This window comes from Acinetobacter sp. 243_ASPC (assembly GCF_001054715.1).
GTDB lineage: Bacteria > Pseudomonadota > Gammaproteobacteria > Pseudomonadales > Moraxellaceae > Acinetobacter > Acinetobacter soli.
In genome coordinates this window covers 1-330 of record NZ_JVOR01000004.1, presented here as the reverse complement: position 1 = coordinate 330, position 330 = coordinate 1, and the positions used below count along the sequence as shown (strand labels likewise).

At 51.8% G+C, this 330-nt stretch carries 2 tRNA genes; both read left to right on the top strand.

From position 1 onward, the window contains the following. Positions 1-89: 89 nt before the first annotated feature. A tRNA-Arg gene (locus ADA42_RS00195) sits at positions 90-166 on the top strand. A gap of 40 nt (positions 167-206) precedes the next feature. Beyond that, a tRNA-His gene (locus ADA42_RS00190) sits at positions 207-282 on the top strand. Positions 283-330: the final 48 nt, after the last annotated feature.

Genomic DNA, 330 nt, shown 5'->3' with positions numbered 1-330 from the left:
TTGGGACCAGGGGGTCGTAGGTTCGAATCCTACTGCTCCGACCAATTAATCGGCGGAAGTATCGCATGATATTTTTTATCATCGGTCATGCGCCTGTAGCTCAGTTGGATAGAGCATCCGCCTTCTAAGCGGATGGTCACAGGTTCGAATCCTGTCAGGCGCGCCATTTGGTAGATTAGCTTGGTAATGTAGAACCCACAGTAGTGGTGGATGTAGCTCAGTTGGTAGAGCCCTGGATTGTGATTCCAGTTGTCGCGGGTTCGAATCCCGTCATTCACCCCAATTTCGGAGCATAGCACAGCCTGGTAGTGCACCTGGTTTGGGACCAGG